The 18,454-nt window shown below is 45.5% G+C and carries 18 protein-coding genes; 7 read left to right on the top strand and 11 right to left on the bottom strand.

Annotated features, from left to right (window positions below):
- Positions 1 to 99: 99 nt before the first annotated feature.
- From ATB78_RS01990 to ATB78_RS01975, 4 genes are all read left to right on the top strand, one after another.
- Positions 100 to 840: a nucleoside recognition domain-containing protein gene (locus tag ATB78_RS01990; protein ID WP_005437881.1), complete on the top strand. Its 741-nt coding sequence runs from the start codon at positions 100 to 102 to the stop codon at positions 838 to 840.
- A complete protein-coding gene (locus ATB78_RS01985) occupies positions 840 to 1,307 on the top strand; it encodes a YjiG family protein (RefSeq protein ID WP_005374849.1) in 468 nt (155 codons plus the stop codon). The genes ATB78_RS01990 and ATB78_RS01985 overlap by 1 nt, the downstream gene beginning before the upstream one ends.
- 9 nt (positions 1,308 to 1,316) lie before the next feature.
- Positions 1,317 to 2,441, top strand: coding sequence for a M20 family metallopeptidase (locus tag ATB78_RS01980; RefSeq protein ID WP_050908961.1), 1,125 nt, complete (start codon positions 1,317 to 1,319; stop codon positions 2,439 to 2,441).
- A 190-nt stretch (positions 2,442 to 2,631) separates the two neighbouring features.
- Positions 2,632 to 3,006, top strand: coding sequence for a YkvA family protein (locus ATB78_RS01975; protein ID WP_009698021.1), 375 nt, complete (start codon positions 2,632 to 2,634; stop codon positions 3,004 to 3,006).
- A gap of 95 nt (positions 3,007 to 3,101) precedes the next feature.
- On the opposite strand, the gene ATB78_RS01970 is transcribed toward ATB78_RS01975, so the two are convergent.
- The 4 genes from ATB78_RS01970 to ATB78_RS01955 form a co-directional block, all read right to left on the bottom strand.
- Positions 3,102 to 4,406, bottom strand: a complete 1,305-nt coding sequence (locus ATB78_RS01970) for a dicarboxylate/amino acid:cation symporter (protein WP_061007679.1) — start codon at positions 4,404 to 4,406, stop codon at positions 3,102 to 3,104.
- A gap of 320 nt (positions 4,407 to 4,726) precedes the next feature.
- The gene (locus ATB78_RS01965; protein ID WP_061007678.1) at positions 4,727 to 5,791 is read right to left on the bottom strand and encodes a DUF4056 domain-containing protein; all 1,065 of its coding nucleotides are present in this window, start codon (positions 5,789 to 5,791) and stop codon (positions 4,727 to 4,729) included.
- A 9-nt stretch (positions 5,792 to 5,800) separates the two neighbouring features.
- Positions 5,801 to 6,925, bottom strand: coding sequence for a BamA/TamA family outer membrane protein (locus ATB78_RS01960; protein ID WP_061007677.1), 1,125 nt, complete (start codon positions 6,923 to 6,925; stop codon positions 5,801 to 5,803).
- Between the two features lie 12 nt (positions 6,926 to 6,937).
- Positions 6,938 to 7,744, bottom strand: a complete 807-nt coding sequence (locus ATB78_RS01955) for a hypothetical protein (RefSeq protein ID WP_061007676.1) — start codon at positions 7,742 to 7,744, stop codon at positions 6,938 to 6,940.
- 281 nt (positions 7,745 to 8,025) lie between these two features.
- Between ATB78_RS01955 and ATB78_RS01950 the strand changes: the two genes are divergently transcribed.
- Entirely contained in the window at positions 8,026 to 8,622 is a 597-nt protein-coding gene (locus tag ATB78_RS01950; RefSeq protein ID WP_045383693.1) for a TetR/AcrR family transcriptional regulator, read from the top strand.
- A gap of 36 nt (positions 8,623 to 8,658) precedes the next feature.
- On the opposite strand, the gene ATB78_RS01945 is transcribed toward ATB78_RS01950, so the two are convergent.
- The 3 genes from ATB78_RS01945 to ATB78_RS01935 form a co-directional block, all read right to left on the bottom strand.
- Positions 8,659 to 9,930 (bottom strand): DUF1835 domain-containing protein, encoded by a 1,272-nt coding sequence (locus tag ATB78_RS01945; RefSeq protein WP_061007675.1) that lies wholly within the window; start codon positions 9,928 to 9,930, stop codon positions 8,659 to 8,661.
- Between the two features lie 266 nt (positions 9,931 to 10,196).
- Positions 10,197 to 11,396, bottom strand: a complete 1,200-nt coding sequence (locus tag ATB78_RS01940) for an MFS transporter (RefSeq protein ID WP_061007674.1) — start codon at positions 11,394 to 11,396, stop codon at positions 10,197 to 10,199.
- 138 nt (positions 11,397 to 11,534) lie between these two features.
- Positions 11,535 to 12,425 carry a LysR family transcriptional regulator gene (locus tag ATB78_RS01935; protein ID WP_061007673.1) on the bottom strand — a complete coding sequence of 297 codons (891 nt, stop codon included), beginning with the start codon at positions 12,423 to 12,425 and terminating at the stop codon, positions 11,535 to 11,537.
- Positions 12,426 to 12,535: 110 nt separating this feature from the next.
- On the opposite strand from ATB78_RS01935, the gene ATB78_RS01930 reads away from it, so the two are divergent.
- Both ATB78_RS01930 and ATB78_RS01925 read left to right on the top strand, forming a co-directional pair.
- Positions 12,536 to 12,844, top strand: coding sequence for a monooxygenase (locus ATB78_RS01930; RefSeq protein ID WP_061007672.1), 309 nt, complete (start codon positions 12,536 to 12,538; stop codon positions 12,842 to 12,844).
- A gap of 4 nt (positions 12,845 to 12,848) precedes the next feature.
- Complete coding sequence (locus ATB78_RS01925) at positions 12,849 to 13,220, top strand: hypothetical protein (RefSeq protein ID WP_061007671.1); 372 nt, start codon at positions 12,849 to 12,851, stop codon at positions 13,218 to 13,220.
- A 115-nt stretch (positions 13,221 to 13,335) separates the two neighbouring features.
- Here the strand turns inward: ATB78_RS01925 and ATB78_RS01920 are convergent, their stop codons facing one another.
- The 4 genes from ATB78_RS01920 to nfsA form a co-directional block, all read right to left on the bottom strand.
- On the bottom strand, positions 13,336 to 15,486 hold the full coding sequence (locus ATB78_RS01920) for a polysaccharide biosynthesis tyrosine autokinase (protein ID WP_061007670.1): 2,151 nt from the start codon (positions 15,484 to 15,486) through the stop codon (positions 13,336 to 13,338).
- Between the two features lie 30 nt (positions 15,487 to 15,516).
- Positions 15,517 to 15,957, bottom strand: coding sequence for a phosphotyrosine protein phosphatase (locus tag ATB78_RS01915; RefSeq protein ID WP_061007669.1), 441 nt, complete (start codon positions 15,955 to 15,957; stop codon positions 15,517 to 15,519).
- A gap of 72 nt (positions 15,958 to 16,029) precedes the next feature.
- Positions 16,030 to 17,151: a polysaccharide export protein gene (locus ATB78_RS01910; RefSeq protein WP_061007668.1), complete on the bottom strand. Its 1,122-nt coding sequence runs from the start codon at positions 17,149 to 17,151 to the stop codon at positions 16,030 to 16,032.
- Between the two features lie 569 nt (positions 17,152 to 17,720).
- The gene (gene nfsA, locus ATB78_RS01905) at positions 17,721 to 18,443 is read right to left on the bottom strand and encodes an oxygen-insensitive NADPH nitroreductase (RefSeq protein WP_061007667.1); all 723 of its coding nucleotides are present in this window, start codon (positions 18,441 to 18,443) and stop codon (positions 17,721 to 17,723) included.
- Positions 18,444 to 18,454: the final 11 nt, after the last annotated feature.

Genomic DNA, 18,454 nt, shown 5'->3' with positions numbered 1-18,454 from the left:
GACATGATTGTTCGGTAAATGGATTGATTTTGATCATCTCTCTAGCACGTCGTTCAAGGGATCATCTATGCGTTCTGTTCCACATACATAGGTGAATTTATGACAAGCCCTGTTCATGCTGAACGCAAGGTGACGATCGGGTGTTACATTGCACTCGCGTTTGCGGTTGTGTTCTTTTCTGGTCTGATGCAATCCAACGAATGGTACGGTGTATTTGACTTTACAACGCTTAATGGCTCTTTCGGTAAAGTGGCTTACGGCGTAACGGAAGGTGCGGATGGCGCGGTACAAGCTGCGACTACCTCTTTCCGCGGTACTGGCGGTAGCGGTGCTCGTGACGGTTTCATTTTTGCACTTACTTTGATTCCAACCGTTATGTTCGCATTAGGTATGATCAACGTACTTGAGCACTACGGTGCACTTGAAGCCGCTCGTAAGCTTCTTACTCCTCTTCTACGTCCTCTAATGGGCATCCCTGGTAACTCTGGTCTGGCTCTGATTGCTTCTCTACAAAGTACCGATGCAGGTGCAGCAATGACGCGTCAGCTAAAAGATGAAGGTCACCTAACTAAGCGTGAAACGGACGTATTTACCATGTTCCAGTTCACTGCAGGTGCGACCATCGTGAACTTCTTCTCATCAGGTGCGGTATTGTTCACGCTGACGATGGCTGACGGCTCTCTAGCGGTAACTTCTTCTATTGGTTTAGCGGTTGTTGTGATGTTTGCATTTAAGATCATCGGCGCGAACCTGTTCCGTATCTACCTAAACATGACGGAAGGTAAAGAAGACAAACAAGACCAAAACAAATCAGAGAACCTAAAAGAGGAGACGGCATAATGGGTGACGTTAAAGCGAAAAAACCAATGGTGACGGATATCTTCGTCGAAGGTGCTAAGAAAGGTTGGGTGATTGCTACTACCTCTACGGTTCCTAACGTATTGATGGCGTTCGTTATCATCAAAGCGCTGCAAATCACTGGCGCGTTGGATCTGATGGGTACGGTGTTTTCTCCAATCATGGCGGTGTTTGGCCTTCCAGGTGAAGCAGCAGCGGTACTGATCGGTGCTTGGATGTCGATGGGCGGCGCGGTTGGTGTAGTGATTACGCTGTTTGACCAAGGCATCCTGAACGGTACGCATATTGCGATTCTTGCGCCTGCTATCTACCTAATGGGCTCTCAAGTTCAGTACATGGGTCGTATTATGGGTCCAATTGGTACTGAAGGTCGTTACATCCCAGTTATGATTGCAATCTCAGTATTGAACGCGTTTGGCGCAATGCTGGTGATGAATCTGTTTGTCTAGGAGTGAGTCATGCAATTCTCTCTAAATGAATATCTAGAAGAGCTACGTCCGCTAATCAATGTGGATTGTGGTACTTACACTACTGATGGTATCGAGTTTATCGCTTCTCAATTTGAAGAGAAGTACCAAGCGATGTCAGGTTGGAGCGTAAAACGCATCGACTGTGGTAGAGCGGGCATCGGTCTCGAAGTTCGAAATAAGCCGGAAGCTGAGCAAATCGATGTGATGCTGATTGGTCATATGGATACCGTGTTCCCTGTGGGTACTGCTGAGCTTCGTCCAATGTCTCAAGATGCAGAGAAAGCCTACGGTCCGGGCGTCTCGGACATGAAATCTGGCTTGCTGAACATCGTATACGCGATGCGCAATCTAGACCAAGCGGTGTTGGATAAGCTGTCTATCGCTATCTGCATGAACCCAGATGAAGAAACGGGTTCTCTGGACTCTGTGGATTGGATTCAATCAGTAGCGAAAAACGCTAAGAATGTACTGGTTGCAGAAGCGGCTCGTGCAGACGGCGGTTTAGTGAAAGCGCGTAAAGGCATGGCTCGCTACAAAATGACCTTTAATGGCGTTGCTGCTCACGCAGGTAACGAGCCAGAGAACGGTCGGAGCGCAATCACTGAGATGGCGAATTGGATTCTGGCTGTCAATGCAATGACCAACTTTGAATCTGGTACTACTCTGAACGTCGGTATTGTTTCTGGTGGCAACGGAGCGAACATCGTCCCTGAGCACGCTGAAGCGATCGTGGATGTGCGTTTCTGGAGCAACGAAGAATACGATGATGTCGATAGCAAGCTAAACGGCATGCTGGAAACACCATTTGTTGATGGCGTGAGCATTGAGTTGGTTCGTGAAGCGTATAAGCCTTCTATGGTGCCAAGCCCACAAACAGAAAGCTTAATGACATTAGTTGAAGAAGCGGCAAGTGAACTGGCGATCGACATCAACTGGAAAGAAGTCGGTGGCGGCTCTGATGCAAACAATACGGCGATTCTTGGCGTTCCAACTTTGGATGGTCTAGGACCTATCGGTGCGGGCTTCCACAGCGATCAAGAGTACTTGTTGCTCGAGTCGATCGAACCGCGAATCAAAATGCTGATGCGTGTACTGGAGAAGATTGCTCAATAAGGCATTCTGCTTCTAAACTTTGGCTCTCAAAGCTGTTGGTTTCCAAGGCAATAATCCCCGGACTTCGGTTTGGGGATTTTTTTATCTAGCCATTTTGTTTCCTTTCTTCATTATCATTACTCGCTATTAATCCTACGTTCAGGTTCATCGTCTTAATATCATTGCCACAGTCATAAATTTAGGAGGCACGATGACCACAAGCATGTCTGTAAATTCGGCGTCCGATGACGTCTTAGACCAAACGATGCAAGCGCCAGATGAGAAAACCTTCTGGCGTAAAATGAAAAATTCTGTCAAGAAAGCAGGCGAAGAGATTGCTGTTATGGGCATTAAATCATGGCTCGCGATGGCAGATTCCAACACCTCTGTTCGCCACAAGGCAATCTTAGGTGGTGCGTTGGCTTACTTCGTCCTACCAACAGATATGGTGCCAGACGTGTTAGCAGGTGTCGGCTTTACCGATGACATGGCAGCATTGACTCTAGCGGCGAACTCGGTCGGCAATGCCATCACCGATGAGCATGAAGAGCAAGCGAGAGAAAAACTGAGTTCGATGACGGAGTAGGGTTATTACCTATTCTTTAGATTCCAGATAAAACAAAAGCCCCGATGTTTCCATCGGGGCTTTCATTTAGACAGGATAATTGAGTTTGGAAGGGTTTAAGCTTCCGCGCGTTTCAGATGCACTTCTTCTTCTGCGACCCCAGCTTTTGGATCGTTGAAGCGAGTTTCATCCAGTGCGCCTTCCGATTTAGCAACAATGATAGTCACTGCGCTGTCACCGGTGATGTTAACTGCGGTACGAATCATATCAAGTAGACGGTCAACACCCATGATAAGTGCAATGCCTTCTAGCGGCAGACCTACTTGGTTCAATACCATTGCTAGCATTACTAGACCAACACCAGGAACACCTGCGGTACCGATAGACGCCAATGTTGCCGTCATGATAACCATTAGGTAGTCACCCATAGTTAGGTCGATGTTGAATGCCTGTGCGATGAACGCTGTCGCCACACCTTGCATGATCGCAGTACCGTCCATGTTCACGGTTGCACCTAGAGGTACTGTGAAGGATGATACGCGGTTCTCAACACCCATGCGGTGCTTAGCCGTTTCCATTGTCACTGGAATGGTCGCGTTCGATGATGCTGTAGAGAAAGCAAACATGATTGCGTCTTCCATCTTACGTAGGAACGTAATTGGGTTTAGACCAGTGAAGCCTTTTAGCATCAGGCTGTAAGTCACAAGACCGTGCAGCAATAGCGTACCAGCTAGTACAACGAAGTATTCAGCAAGGTTGAAGATTGCGCTTAGACCAAGGCCTGTAAACAGCTTCGCCATTAGGAATAACACACCGTAAGGCGCAAGGTTCATCAGAATCGCAACCAATTTCATGATTACTTCATTCAGATCAGAGAAGAATGCTGCGATACGCTCGCCTGGCTTACCTGCTGCACTGATCGCGATACCGAATAGGACGGCGAACACGATAACTTGCAGGGTTTTACCTTCTGCCATTGCGCTGATTGGGTTAGTCGGGAACATATCAATGATCACTTGACCCAAAGATGGCGCTTCTGCTGATTTGAATGAACTTGCTGCGGTTAGGTCTGCACCAGCACCCGGCTGGAATAGCGTACCCATGGTTAGAGCAAGTGTGATTGCGATAGCGGTTGTTGCTACGTAGAAAGCAAGGGTTTTACCACCCATGCGACCCAATGTAGATAGGTCTTTTAGAGAGCTGGTACCACAAACTAGCGAAACAAATACTAGCGGTACAACAAGCATTTTTAAGCTGGCAACGAAGATCTGTCCACCAACTTCGAATAATCCATTAACAATGTATGCGTCGACAAATCCGTTGTCGGCAAAAAGTGTGCGAATTGCAAATCCTGTCAAGATACCCGCTACCATACCCAAAATTACGCGGCTGGTGAGCGACATCGGTTTCTTGGTATTCATGAGAACACTCCTTATAGTTATGCACCTTGAGTTCACTTCAAGGCGGCGTGCAGATTAGCAGCGGAGTGCGAAAATACGAAAGAATAATCCTCTGAATGGTCGATAGATGTGAAGTTAGTCACTTTAAAAAATAGAATATTAACCAAACCGTAACGATTTGACTGGTTGAAAAGTTTGCTGATTAACAAATTTATCGAATTTACAACCGATAGAAATGAATTCTTACATTCTCAAATGGTAGAAAACTGGATGCATAACGATGAGATAAAAGACGCCAAGTGCATAACTAGGCATCTTTTATTCATTTGCTGATTGCGAAGTTACTTCAGCGGTGGGCGAGTCTGTTCGTCGATGGCACGAGCAAAATCTGAAATCTGCTGATAATCTGCGGGTGTCCAAATTGATTTTGAGGTCAATGACTTAGGTAATGCAGAAAAAGCTTTTTCATTGTCGCTTGCTCTAAACTCGACACTCATCCATTGGTCGATTGCTTGTTGATCATCAAAGGTGTTAGACAATGAAAGTTCATGGTTTGCGCCTGGGTAGTTTGGCGTCAAACTCAATGCCATATGATAATCGCGGAATCGCACTACCCACTTATCCGGTAGGCGTCTTGAACTGTCCCACCAATCGCCATCAAGCTGCTGAATTTTCTGTTTAGCGACGGCTTTCGGTTGCGCTTTTAGCTCTTTTAAGGCTTGTTTAAAAGCGGTGTCCATGGCTTGAGAAAAGCCCTTTTGATCGAGTTCGGGATTATCCAACAGGACTTGCTTGGCTAAGTTAGCACCAAGCATGTTGGAGTAGAGGTCTTCGGATGAGAAGGCGGACGCTAGTTCTTTAAAGCCACTCACCGATACCATACCGAACCACTGCGCGATCTCGTGCCATTGAGCAAGACGAAATGCCGTTAGCGCTGCGGCCTGAGCACTGCGGTCGAGCTTCTCTTCTTCACTGAGCTTTTCTTTTTGTTCATACCAACGAATACGGCGAATACGAAGTTCTTCTGGTAAATCTAGATGCGCCGCGCGGCCGAGGTAATGTTGGTTGAGAGTAAACAAATAGTAGGTGTAATCGGCTGTGTCACGAACGTGTGCCGTATCAATAAACCCACCAATCTCAGTAAAGATTATCCCATTCGCTTCTTCATTTAATCCAAGCAGACTGCCTGGTACCGATTCACTGCCATCGTTATAGTGGTGAGTACCCACTTCGTTGCTGGACAAGACATTCTCAAGGGAGAAGAAAGGAACAGGTACGCTTCCTAGTTGCGCTTTGAGGTCTACACCGAACGCACAGCATGGCCTGACGCCAACCGGTGCTTTCAATTCTTGTGCTTGGACAAACCCACTACAAAGGCTCAGTAGTAATAGTGCTGCTTTCTTCAAACCCTACTCCTAGAATGCTTCATTAATTTGGAAATAAAAACCGGTGCTGTCTTTACCTACCCCTAAATCGACGCGCACGTTAATACGAGCCTTAAAGGCAAATCGATAACCAACCCCGACAGTTGGTAGCCAACTGCTTGCGAATAAGTCGTGATAAGTAGGCGCGATATTGCCTGCACCCAACCAACCCACAACACCATGACGACCAGCAATGGTGTGGCGGATTTCTATTTGTGTGGAGAGTTGATGTTTGTCGCGATATTGTCCTTGGTAGTAGCCACGCATACGTTGGTCATCACCTAACTGGGCGTAATCAAACCAAGGGGCATCACCAAAAATCGATTGCGAGTAAACTTCCATCGCGATGATGGTACTGTTTGACCATTGTTGATAGAGACGATAGTTGGCCACAAGGTTGTCGTAGTCTTCATCGCTGCCGAGTGAATCGCGGTTGGCAATCCATTCAATATCGAGAAACTGCCCTCGCATTGGGTTTGGCTCGAAATCACGTGTATCGTACTCCATCCCAAGTAGCACACCGCTGCTGGTGGCATTGGTAACTTCTGAAGGAAGAATATCGCCGTCTACACCGTCTACTTTGTTGAATGATTGCCACTGCCAGCCGAGTTTGGCGTAAGTATTTGGCGCAATTTCTACGGCGACTTTTGGGCTCAGTTGTAACCGTTGGCCTTCGTATTGCACTTTATTACTATCATTCTCGGCTGCTTGACTGCCGATACCCCAATAGTATCCGGGAGTGTGGCTGATCCACGCTTCACCAAGTAGACGTACTTTGTCACCCTTCAAATAGGTGCGGTTGTTTAACCCCAAGCCGTAAGAGCCGGAAGTTGAACCGTAAGATGTGACGGTGACGGTTGAGTACGGATCGCCTTTCTGCCAGTCATAAGGGGTATACAAGCCCACCGCGGCAACGCCGATGCCAAATCCTTGCTCTGGATTGACGAATGGTCCCGGTAAGATGCCCCAGTCGATCAATTTCGACTCATCCACGGTTTCGCTAGAGCCTAGTTTGGTTAGGATGTCATCCACCAAACTGCTTTCGTCTTGCTGCATAGCAAAAACGTGTGGTGTGCAAAACAGTGCTGCAATTACTAGGGGATAAGAAGCTTTCATCTTCTCTTTACCTTAGAAACGGCGATCGAGAGAGAAGAAGATACTTTGACGGTCGCCAAAGCCAGCTTCGCCCAATAAGTACCAGTCGTCATTAATCTGGTATTGCATGCCGGCAAGGGTGTTCCACTCAGATTCCAAGCGCTGCTTAACGTCAAAGCGACCAGACAGGTTAATGCCAGCTTGTTTTAGTGTTCCGGATAATTCTTGCTCAACGTTTTGGTACATCGCACCGACCCAGAAACGCAAAGGGACGCCATTTTTATGGAAGTCGTAACCGACTCGTGGAGACACGACTATCGCATCGATAGCGCCATCGATAACATTCAAATTCGTTTGGGTGTAGCTGGCATCAACAAGAGCAAACAGTTGATCATAACCGCCCGCTAGGACAAAACCACCCCCATAGGTGTAACCATCGAGATCGAGACGGAAAGGGAATTCGCCCAACTGCTTGCCAAGCAAGCTGACTTTTACGTTGGTTTCTGAATAGCCATTTAGCGTCCCCACCAAGCCATAAACATTTAAGAATGGGAACAACCAAACGTCACCACGAAGTGTCATAACATCGCTGGCTTGTTTACCCCCGCTGGCTTCCATCTTTAATAGTTTTTCTAAGCCATGTAGTCCACTCAGAGAAATGGAGTCGACGTTAATGCCTTGTTCCATACTCATATAGCTCAGGTTGACGCCAAAGGGTTTTGGTAAGTCATAACCGAGTGCTTCTGCTTTATCTTTCCAGATTGGCAGAGAAATCGAATCAGCGTTTGCCGCACCAGTAAGTAGGCAGGAAACGGCAACGAGCAAGGAGCGTAATTTCATAAGTTACTTCATTAAACGTGACGATCACAACAACACCAGGGGCCTTGAAATAAGGGCATCGACTCTGGAGTTTGTGTCACGGAAAAATCACAGCTTTGTCTGACAGACAAAGCGCCACAGCGTGAGTTAAGAGTGATTCTATTTTGATATTTTTCTTAGGATCTTAACTTCGGCGAGCGCATCTTACTCCTAAAATCAAAAAAGTAAACTTCAAAGTATACTTTTGATTATTGTGCGCTATACTCTGCGTCCACTTACATGAGGTTGGTGAATCTAGAGCGATGAAACTGTCAGAAAAAAAACGCTTAGCGCTGATTGAAGCGGCTCAACAGGAGTTTATTGAGCACGGCTTCAGTTGTGCCAATATGGACAGAGTATGTGAGCGAGCAGGGACGTCAAAGCGCACCTTGTATCGCCATTTTGAAAGCAAAGACGTGTTGTTTATCGAGTCTATTCAAACTGTGCTCGAAACTCAGCGTGCGCGTTTACAGCTTAAGTACACATCAGACATTGATGTCGAAACCCAGCTTAGAACTTATCTGCATGCAAAACTGGACTCCATGTATGAGGACTTCGGCTTGCCATTGGCCAAAATGGTGATCAGTGAATTTATGCGCACACCAGAACTGGCAGAGAACTACTTGCATCAACTTCAACGTCAAGACGAGTTGTTGGAGAACTGGTTTACAGAGGCTATTGCGGATAACAAGGTCAAAGGGCTCGACCCAGCAATGATGAGCTGTATGTTGATGTGCTTATTAAAAGGGAACTGTTTATGGCCGCAACTGGTTGCCAATCAAGCAGTGCCAAGTGCCGAGCAGCGCAAGAAAATCGTCGAGGATATTCTCACGCTGTTTTTCGATGGCTACCGTTGCTAGCTTATCCGCTTTATTATCGAAGTAGTGATTACGTACCTAAGTCGTGATTAAGTGATGTAAAGATGAGAGCTGGGTGTGGTTCCATGTCCAGCCGTTATTCACTTGATTATGGATTCCGCCTACCCAGTAATCTTGTAAGAAAATTGAGTGTCCATTAAGGCATTCACGGCCGTTCTCGCTGATATTCACTTGTTGTTCCCACCAATTCTTATCCAATGAATCAACAGTAAACAGTGGGTTTTCTGCTTGCGCGAGTGGTAGCAGTAATGCATAGAACATGACATCACCAAGAGTGGGGATTGGTTCTTGTTGTTGGTACTTATGAAACCAATCTTTCACTTTGATTGGTTCATTTTGCTCGTTCAATATCTGCAAAGCCAAATGTTGTGTGAAGCTCAATCCTGATTCTGACTGTGGCAGTTCTTGAAGATGTCGTTTCATCACTGCTTTGATGTTCGGCAAGCAATCTAACTCATGTTGTTCTAACAGATTAACGATTGGCTGTGGTGTTGGAGCTTGCAAGGCTTGCCAGCAGCGTTTGGCTTGGCTAAAAAGCTTCGCTGTCACTGGCTTTCTATGTTGCCAGCATGAGCGAATCGCTTCAGCAGGGAGTTGCCCAAAGCCAATAAACCGCTCAGTTCCCGGAAACTGATTGAATTGGATGATCTCAATGATCTTACCTTCGGTTTCCTCTAGCAGAGAGAGCCCTCGAAGTAGCATGAATTGATCGTAGGCATCATGTTCAACCCAAAAAACGATGCGTTCACATTGCTGGTCGAGCAGGGTATGGATATTGCCTTGCTCAAACTGCGCTACTTCTTGTACCGAGTCTTTTCTCCCCATCACTGGCAGTAATGTGTCTACAATGTATTGTGCTCGAATCGCTACAAATCCTTTTTCATTGCTCGGAATGGGACCAATGCATAATGGATCAATCATAGGTAAAAAGTCACCTTCGAACCCGCATGTCTTTAGTTGCTGTTGTATATCGTGCCCACAGCGGACATGCAGTGTTGTTAGTTCGGCATCAAGTGGGTTTGCTTGGTTGTTGATGGCGAGCTTGTGACTTTCTAGCTCTTCCACGTGAGCTTTTAACTTGTTCCAACTGGGTAAGCCAAGCTCTCTAGCTAGGGCGTGTTGAACACCTGCAAGCTGGATAGACTCTGGCGTGAGGGTTTCGGGTTGGGAATGAAATTGCTTAACCTGTTCAAGCGCTCTGGTGTCATTGTGGCGGATTGCTTTTAAGCGCTTTTTCGCGACAGACTTTTGCTGGTTAAGGTTAATAGAGAAGCTATTGTGAGATTGCATTTTTCACCTTTCTTATCTCTTCCACACTCGCCTTATTAGAAGTTAAAAAGAAGGTAAAAACAGATTGTTCCTGCTAACGAAAGCAGGGAAGTTGAGTTGCCATGAACCGAGTTCTTTCCGCGAGTGTTGGGTGCTTTAGGCTTGAGCTGTTTCAATGGTATGTAATCGAAATGGGGTTCGCAACTTAGAATCATATAAACAAGCAAAACTGCTTTTGATCTCACATAAAAATGCCCCAACGTTCATGTTAGGGCTTTAAAGACTGTTTATGAAAGCTCAGCGCAGACTGATTGCTGAACTTGCTTGTTTTCGCGCTGATCTAACGCGCCGCTTAAGCGAGTCAATAGAAGTGCAGAGATGACGACTACGCCACCGACCCATGGCGTATTCATTAAGCCTGCTCTTTCTACGATCAAACCGCCACTCCATGAACCGAGCGCAATACCTACGTTAAAGGCAGCGATGTTCAAACCAGAAGCAACATCAACGGCATTAGGTGCGTATTTTTCTGCCAGTTTTACTACGTAAACCTGTAGTCCTGGTACGTTACCGAAAGCAAAAGCACCCCAAACCAAAATAGTAATCACAGCAGCAATTGGGTTGTATGCGGTAAAGTTGAGCACAAACAAGATTGCGGCTAAGCCAGCAAAGATGATCGTCAGTGCTTTTACGGGGCCAAATTTGTCTGCCATTTTGCCGCCTTGGATGTTACCCACCGCGACAGAGACACCATACACCAGCATGATCAAACCAACCGCACTCGCATCAAAGCCCGATACCTGCTCCAAAATTGGCGCAAGATAAGTGAACGCGGTAAAGGTGCCGCCGTAACCTAGCGCAGTAATGGCATAAACTAATAGCAAGCGAGGTTGGATGAGTACTTTTAGCTGATCTTTTAAAGAAGCCGTTACGTCTTGCTTTAAGTTGTTCGGAACAAGTAAAGCGCTACCGACTAAGGCAATCAAACCAAGAATGGCCACAATTAAGAATGTGGTTTCCCAACCAAAATGTTGCCCGATATAAGTACCTAGAGGCACGCCTGTTACTAGCGCGACCGTTAGACCAGTGAACATAATTGCAATGGCACTGGCGGCTTTTTCTTTGGACACCAAACCAGTGGCGATGGTCGAGCCGATAGAGAAGAACACACCGTGAGCCAAGCCCGTTAAAATACGTGCGGCAATTAGAGTGTTGTAACCCGGAGCTTGCCAAGCTAACAGGTTACCGACAACGAACAAGCCCATCACAGCGAGAAGCACATGCTTGCGATTCATCTTGCTCGTAAGTGCAGTTAACACTGGCGCGCCAATAGCCACGCCTAATGCGTACAAACTCACCAGCAAACCTGCAGAAGGTAAAGAAACGTTGAGGTCTGCTGCCATGGTTGGAATCAATCCAACGATAACAAACTCAGTTGTCCCTATCGCAAAGGCGCTAAGGGTTAATGCTAATAATGCGATTGGCATAATTTACTCTCTCATTTTGTTCAAGCGCACGTCTCTGGTGCGCTATCAGTGAGGGAGAGTATGAGGAAATCAGCCTTTGCGAAAAATAGCACTTAACACAAATGACTTTTGTGGTTTTAACAACAGTCGTATGGCCAGTTAAATGCGGTCTTTTGCACTATCCAGCAGTGCTTGATAAAGAGTGAGTGTGGCTGCTCCGCTCCTCGCGCCTTTTGGTAGCGTGAGGTGCAGTGCGACTTGATATTGGTTTGAGTGTTCAAGGTCTAATACCTTGATGCCTACACTGTGGCGGTATTCGACGAGATGTTTAGGGAGTCGGCAGAAGCCAACGCCTTGCTCTACCGCTCTAAAGGCGTGGTCGAAATTATCCACCGTGATTCTTTGACGCGCGCGCAACCAGCCTACGTCTCGTTTTGCCTTGTCTGATTCACCAAGATCTCGAACCACAATTTGGCTGGTGGTCGAAAAATCAGCCAATGAAACGTGTTCTTTCTTTGCCAATGGGTGCTCAACTGCAATAACGGGCACCATGGTTGTAGTGCCAAATGCTTCGGCTGGGTGGTTGGTGACCGGAAGGTTGATAATGGCGATGTCTGCTAACTCATTGACCACCATATCGGTGGTTTTACTTAGCGAAGTTTCCACGACTTGAACGGAGGTAGTGCTGTTTTGTGCCAAAAATTCACTAAGTGGTGCATAGAGCCAGCTTGGATCGCACAGATGATCGATCGCTACGGTAATTTGCGATTCCACGCCATTACTTAGCTGTTCACTGATCATTTCCAGTTCATGGGCTTGTTCGAGCATAGATTGTGCGCGTCGCAACATGGTCTTGCCGTGTTCGGTTAACCCAGCCTTTCGGCCCTTCACTTCTATCAGTTTGATGCCCAGTTGGTCCTCGAGCTTTTTCATTGAATAGATCAGCGTAGTGTGGCTTTTATTGAGCGTCACTGCGGCTGACTGAATACTTCCAGCTTGTTCAATCGCTTGTAATGTTTGCCACTGCTCTAGGGTTGTTTTGAGTCTCATTGGTCAGTTTTTTCGACAGGTAATGGCAGGATTATGAACTTTTTTGTCAGTTTTATAAAGGTAATAATCTTCTCATCGAAAGCGAGTCAAAAAAGAAGAGGAGACTCAACATGGCGAAATTACTGCAAGTTGATTTTGAATTTCATGGCCCATTTGGTGAAGAGATGTCGAATGCACTGGTAGACCTAGCTCAGTCAATTAACCAAGAGCCAGGCATGATTTGGAAAATCTGGACGGAAAGCGAGAAAGACAAACTTGGCGGCGGCATCTATCTTTTTGAAGATGAAGCAATGGCGCAAGCTTATCTCGAAATGCACACTGCTCGTTTGAAACAGATGGGTGTTGAAGAAGTAAGAGGGCAGATATTTGATATCAACGCACCACTGAGCACTATCAACCAAGGTCCAATCGGAGAGTAATGTTATGACTAACCGCACCTTTCTAACCGTTCATGGGGTCATTTATACGGTATTCGCTTTTGCGCTATTTTTTGTGCCAACCATGATGTGGCCGATGTATGGCGTACAAATTAACGACCAATATGCGCTGTTTTTATCGCAGCATACGTCGATCTTTTTAGGTGGGATTGCTGCGGTCAGTTTGATGCTGCGTGATGTTGAATCTGGCAACACGGCGAAACAACTGTTCAAAGCTTTGCTGGTCACGAACCTCTTAGGCGTGGTGATCACCACTTATGCTGGTATTATAGGCGTGTTTGTTGGCTTTGGTTGGAGTGACCCTGCTTTCTTCTTACTATTGAGTGTGCTCACTTTTATGCAATGGAAGAAGCAATAAGAATAAAAACGGTTACTGCTGCACAAATAAAAAAGCCCCGCGATAATGGCGGGGCTTTGTGTTTCTATTTAATGGCTATACACAAGTATGTTTAAATTGTTTGAGCGTAACGCTATTACTCGCTCTTGTAGGCGTAGTTGTAATAACCATAACCGTATGAGCTTGCGGCTTTCTTCTCTATTGCATTTAGAATGACGCCTTTCACTTCGACACCCGATTGTTCAAATCGGCTACGAGCGACTTCTAGCTCTTTCGATGTCGTTTGGTCAAATCGAGCAACCATCAGAGTGGTTCCTGAAATCGCACCAACGATACTTGGGTCTGTCACTGCTAAGACTGGCGGTGTATCGATGATCACTAGGTCATATTCTTGCGACGCTTTTTCTACAAGCTCAACAAATCGTGGATGCATCAAAAGCTCGGAAGGGTTTGGTGGTACTTGACCACGAGTAATAACGTCCAAGTTTTCAACTTTAGTCTGTTTGCTCACCATCTCTTGACCAATCTTGCCGCTTAAGAAATCAGAAAGACCGTTATCAGCCGTCAGACCAAAACATTGCTGTAAGTAACCTTTACGCATGTCCGCATCGACCAACAGAACCTTTTGACCTGTCTTCGCCGCTACAGCTGCAAAGTTTGTCGATACGAATGTTTTACCAATTGAAGGCGCTGGACCAGATATCATCAGTACGTTGTTTTTCGCTTCCATCATCGCAAAGTGAAGGCTAGTACGAAGTCCACGCAATGCTTCAATCGAAAGGTCCGCTGGGTTTTCTTCTGCCAGTAACAGTAGGTCCTTGTTATCCTTGCGCTTAAGCTTGTTAGCGACTTCCAGTTGTTGTACAGACTTAGGAACACTTGCGTAAACTGAAATTCCCGTTTGCTCAATCTCATCTGGGGAGGTGACACCGCGGTGGAAAGCAGTTTTAACCAGAACGAAAGCAACAGCCACCATTCCGCCTAATAGTGTTGCTAGAACAACAATAAGAGGCTTTTTAGGCTTCACTGGAATAGCGTAAGACTGTGCACTGTCGATAATACGTACATTACCAACGGTACCAGCTTTAATAATGTTCAGTTCTTGAACTTTGTTTAGAAGCTGGATGTAAATTTGTTGGTTCACTTCGACATCACGCGTCATACGTAAGACTTCACGCTGTGTTTTTGGCAGCTTCTGAACTTGTCGGTTCAAACGCTCTTTTTCTTGCAGTAACGTCTGACGTTTATCCAGTAGCGATTTGTATGCAGGGTGATCCTGCGTAAACTTCTGGCTGATTTCACTTTCTTTGAATGTCAGTTCGTTCAACTGCGCTTCAAGAGCGACCATCACTTTGAGTGTTGATTGTGCTTCAAGGTTTAAGTCTATTGATTCGTTTTCTTGCCTAAAGCGATTCAGTACATCTTCTGAGCCATTTAGTTTGTCTTTGACTTCAGGTAAGTGGTCTTTGAGGAAGTTTAAACTTTGCTCAGCTTCTGCTGAGTTTCTTCTCACATTCTGTAGGAAATAGTTTTGTACGACGTCATTCAAGATTTGTTGATTACGCTCAGGGTATTCGCCCTCAATGCCAAGTGAAACAATCCCCGTACTTGTTCCTCGTTCAGAAATTGATAGTTGTGAAGCGAGCCTGTTGATCGCGTCAAGCTTGCTAATTTTACTGATTGAAAAACTGTCTTCGTTTTGCGCAACCAACTCACGAACTTTGATTTGGTAGCCATTCATTTCAATCGTCTGACCAACAACGCCAGAAAGCACCACTTGATCTTCAATCATCAGATCAAAAGTACCTTTCTCGGCATCAGTTACCACAAGGTGATGTTTGAAACCTTGTGCGGTTCGAGGGATGACGAAACTTGATACTGAAATGTAATTCTGAGTGTCATTGATTCGAGCGAGTCCTTTGCCGACAAAAGGAAGATATTCCGGAGCGGCAATCGTTGTTAAATTAAACTTGTCAACGGTATCGCCCAAGATCATACGAGACTTAATGATTTCAATCTCTGTGGTTGCTGAAGATTCTGCTGCAAATAGGTCACCCATGTCCCCGACCATTGCAGAAATGCCACCAGAGCTTTTCTGTTCAATTTGAATCAACGCATCCGCTTTATAAATTGGAGTCGATAGCAATGCTACGGCAATACCCATGGTAGCAAAGACAAGCGTAATGCCAATGATAAACCATTTCGCATCTATTAATGTGCCAAACAGTTTACCGAGATCGATTTCGTCATCGGTTGGTGCAGATGAACTTATAGTTTGGTTAGCCATTGTTTTTCTATTTCGCCAAATAATCTGAAGTTATAGTTTTTTTGCCCAAGCCTGAGCGGATTGCTCAATCAGAGAATATGCATGATCAAACGCTTCTCTACTTTGTCTGTATGGATCTGGAATGTCGACAGAGTTCATCCAATGCCCAAACAACATAGTTTTGCCTCTTGCTTCTGGAACGATCTCAGTCAATGCATCGATGTGCCCTTGCTCCATTACCAAGATAAGATCTTGTTTTGAACACAGTTGCGCAGTCAGTTGCTGTGCTTGGTGGTTCTCGAGAGAAAAGCCTTTTTCTGAGGCAATCAGCTTTGCTGTCTCATCCGCCGGTTTCCCAGTCAGGCGGCTTTTCTCAACGGCAATACCTGCTGAAGAAATGGTTTTACTAGGAAGAAGTTGTTGAAGTACCCGTTCTCCAGTCGGAGAACGGCAAATGTTACCTACACACACAACAAGAATGTTTGAAAACATGATTAATTCCCTATCAATAATTTTTCGACAAGGCTTATCTGTTCGGGATAAGCCCTGTCAAGAATACTTGAACTACGGCCAATTTCTTACACGAAGGACACCTTCTGTAAGCTCGTTGAAGCCTGAAATCGTCGGTACTAGTTGTGCAGTAACACGGTTCCAACGACTGACTGGTGCCGCAGTGACATAAACAATGTCATAAGGCTCTAGGTCGAATTCAGTACCAATCACTAACGCTGCTGCGTCGGAGACATCAAGTTGGTAAATGTCGCCCATTGCTTGATGGTCTTGAGATTTTCTGATGACAAAAACGCCGGTTGCATCCGCAGAAAGTTGGTTGATACCACCAACATTGCTCAAAGCTTCGGTCAAACTCATGCCTGCGCGATCCATTTTTAGTAGCTTCGGATCGTTGACTTCACCCATAACGAACACTTTTTGAGTATCATTTCTTGGTACATGCACAATGTCACCAGGTTGAAGCAATCGGTTTTCAGTAAGGTCACCCTCTTGCATTAGTGCATAGAGAGAAATGTTTTCGACTTTGCCTTGGCGTGTCAGTGTTACGTTACGCCAATCCGCATCTTCTGCTAGACCGCCAGCGCGGTTAACTGCATCAAGAATCGTGAGTGGGATATTGGTGATCGGTTGTTGCCCCGGCTTGTTTACTTCGCCAGTGACGTAAGATTTTTTTGAACGAAATGCGGCAACACTGACATCGACTTGAGGACTCTCGATGTATTTAGCCAATTTTTTAGAGATATCTGTTCGAATTTGGCGAACGTTTTTTCCTGCGACTTCAACGATTCCGATGTAGGGATAGAAAATGGTGCCATCTGCATGTACCCAGTTACCGGCCTCTGCAGAGCTACGATAAGAACCAGCAGGAATAGTAAGTTCAGGGTGGTCCCAAATAGTGATATTCAGAATGTCGCCAGGACCAACTTCATACTCGTAAGCCGCGAGTTGATGGTCAAGCGTTGGGTTCGCTTTAGTTTCGATATCCGAGCTTTTTAACTGTGAGACTTTATCAAGAGTCAGTGGAAATACATTGAAATCTGCAGCTGTATTGGTGCTGCCATCTTCAATGATGTGCTTACCACTCGTGGATAAGTGACTGCCCGGTACTGTACATCCAGCAAGAAGCACAGAGGAAAGGAGTAAACTGCCTAGCGTTGTATGGTTGACGTTCATTCGTTTTTTCATTCATCTGACGTAAAAGAGCATGTTGCTGAGGCAACAATGTTTTCTAGGGAATAACAACACGCTATTACTCATTAAGCTTTATTATTTATTTTAATTTATAAAATACTCAATAGGAAACGGGTTGCATCCGGCGAGCGCACTCTAAAGAATTTCGTTTGTCGGGGCAATAGACGATAAATTGATAAAATGCTAGTGATATATAGCTATTTTTTATGTTTATGAGGTCTGGGTGGGGTTTATATGATGAGGAACTTTATTAATTGGCTCTAATTTTTGGTATCGGCTCACATAAAGCGTATTTTTCGTAAAATTCAATTAGTTATAAATGCGGTATATCTAAAGATAAAATTTATTTATTTTGTCTTATATTGTGATTTGGATCTTGTTTTTCCTTCTCAGTCAATATGGGTTTGTTATGGCTTTGACAAAAATAAAACCGAAAATGGTCAGACTTTGATGCTAATGCCATGTGTGGAAAATGACATGAATGGTTTCTTGTGAAAAAGGCCTCATTCGAGGCCTTTTTTGATCTTTGGCTGATTAAACGAACTTTCTCATTATCGCTTAGCTAATCCCTTACTATTAAGATAAGGCAGGATGTGCGGGCGAGACTCACCAGATAGCTTTCCGGCTGTTTCTTGTGACCATGCGCTCTGTTTTTGATTGCTTGTGCGGCTCGCGTAGTACTCTTGCATGGTTTGATCGTAAGCTTGTACATCGTCTACATTCAGCGCTTGGTATTGGTTTTCGTGGACAATAACGTTAACGGGTAAGCGTGGTTTTACTTCTGGATCTTGATCAGGGTGACCCAAACACATACCAAACAGGATAGCGGCGTTTTTAGGTAAACCGAGTAGCTCATCGACTTGCGCAGCACTGTTTCTTAAACCACCAATGTATACGCCACCTAACCCCATAGACTCGGCAGCTAACAAGCAGTTTTGTGCCATGATGCCGGAATCCACAGCACCAATTAGAGTCAGCTCAGTAAAGTCGGCTTGAACGTCTGGGTTGATGGTTGTGTGACGCTGGTAATCAATGCAAAACACCAAAAATTCTGCAGCACTTTCAACGTAAGCCTGATTGCCAGCGTATTGTGCTAGCAGTTTGCGCTTTTCTGCATCTGCCACTCGAATGATAGAGACCACTTGCAGCATGCTAGAAGAAGAGGCGGCTAGTCCAGATTGGAGAATCGTTTGTAGTTGTTCACTTGAAATAGGCTCAGAGGTGAACTTACGAATAGAGCGATGACCGAGAATGGTTTCAATCGTACTGTTCATGATCAATCAAC

It is taken from the genome of Vibrio sp. CUB2 (genome assembly GCF_001557945.1).
GTDB classification, from domain to species: domain Bacteria; phylum Pseudomonadota; class Gammaproteobacteria; order Enterobacterales; family Vibrionaceae; genus Vibrio; species Vibrio owensii.
The sequence above is the reverse complement of the archived record's forward strand: the minus strand, read 5'-3'. Positions and strand labels throughout refer to the sequence as shown.

Excerpts from the sequence above, each read along its gene's own strand:
- ATB78_RS01990 (WP_005437881.1), top strand. The coding sequence starts at position 100 with ATGACAAGCCCTGTTCATGCTGAACGCAAGGTGACGATCGGGTGTTAC.
- ATB78_RS01985 (WP_005374849.1), top strand. The coding sequence starts at position 840 with ATGGGTGACGTTAAAGCGAAAAAACCAATGGTGACGGATATCTTCGTC.
- ATB78_RS01980 (WP_050908961.1), top strand. The coding sequence starts at position 1,317 with ATGCAATTCTCTCTAAATGAATATCTAGAAGAGCTACGTCCGCTAATC.
- ATB78_RS01975 (WP_009698021.1), top strand. The coding sequence starts at position 2,632 with ATGACCACAAGCATGTCTGTAAATTCGGCGTCCGATGACGTCTTAGAC.
- ATB78_RS01970 (WP_061007679.1), bottom strand. The coding sequence starts at position 4,406 with ATGAATACCAAGAAACCGATGTCGCTCACCAGCCGCGTAATTTTGGGT.
- ATB78_RS01960 (WP_061007677.1), bottom strand. The coding sequence starts at position 6,925 with ATGAAAGCTTCTTATCCCCTAGTAATTGCAGCACTGTTTTGCACACCA.
- ATB78_RS01955 (WP_061007676.1), bottom strand. The coding sequence starts at position 7,744 with ATGAAATTACGCTCCTTGCTCGTTGCCGTTTCCTGCCTACTTACTGGT.
- ATB78_RS01950 (WP_045383693.1), top strand. The coding sequence starts at position 8,026 with ATGAAACTGTCAGAAAAAAAACGCTTAGCGCTGATTGAAGCGGCTCAA.
- ATB78_RS01945 (WP_061007675.1), bottom strand. The coding sequence starts at position 9,930 with ATGCAATCTCACAATAGCTTCTCTATTAACCTTAACCAGCAAAAGTCT.
- ATB78_RS01940 (WP_061007674.1), bottom strand. The coding sequence starts at position 11,396 with ATGCCAATCGCATTATTAGCATTAACCCTTAGCGCCTTTGCGATAGGG.
- ATB78_RS01935 (WP_061007673.1), bottom strand. The coding sequence starts at position 12,425 with ATGAGACTCAAAACAACCCTAGAGCAGTGGCAAACATTACAAGCGATT.
- ATB78_RS01930 (WP_061007672.1), top strand. The coding sequence starts at position 12,536 with ATGGCGAAATTACTGCAAGTTGATTTTGAATTTCATGGCCCATTTGGT.
- ATB78_RS01925 (WP_061007671.1), top strand. The coding sequence starts at position 12,849 with ATGACTAACCGCACCTTTCTAACCGTTCATGGGGTCATTTATACGGTA.
- ATB78_RS01920 (WP_061007670.1), bottom strand. The coding sequence starts at position 15,486 with ATGGCTAACCAAACTATAAGTTCATCTGCACCAACCGATGACGAAATC.
- ATB78_RS01915 (WP_061007669.1), bottom strand. The coding sequence starts at position 15,957 with ATGTTTTCAAACATTCTTGTTGTGTGTGTAGGTAACATTTGCCGTTCT.
- ATB78_RS01910 (WP_061007668.1), bottom strand. The coding sequence starts at position 17,151 with ATGAACGTCAACCATACAACGCTAGGCAGTTTACTCCTTTCCTCTGTG.
- nfsA (WP_061007667.1), bottom strand. The coding sequence starts at position 18,443 with ATGAACAGTACGATTGAAACCATTCTCGGTCATCGCTCTATTCGTAAG.